The 255-nt window shown below is 63.5% G+C and carries 1 protein-coding gene; it reads right to left on the reverse strand.

The window, feature by feature from the left end; genetic code table 11:
• Window positions 1-255: COX15/CtaA family protein (locus tag SB751_RS32975; RefSeq protein WP_410749374.1), on the reverse strand; the 255-nt coding region annotated here is incomplete at both ends.

Genomic DNA, 255 nt, shown 5'->3' on the forward strand with positions numbered 1-255 from the left:
GCGAACACCACGAAAGCGAAATTACGGTGCACCCAATGGATGGCCGTCAGCGCCGGCTGCGAGATCATTTCGCCGGAGGGCAGCTCGCCCAGGCCGCGGATGATGGAATAGCCGCCATGGAAATCCATGTCCGGCACCCATTTGCCGTGGCACATGGGAAAGTCCATGCAGGCCAGCGCGGCGTAGTTGGTGCTGACCCAGCCGCCCAGAGTCACCTGGATCAGCAGCAGCAGAAAGCCGCCCACCACCCACGGC

Source organism: Cupriavidus sp. SIMBA_020, assembly GCF_046535395.1.
GTDB classification, from domain to species: domain Bacteria; phylum Pseudomonadota; class Gammaproteobacteria; order Burkholderiales; family Burkholderiaceae; genus Cupriavidus; species Cupriavidus campinensis.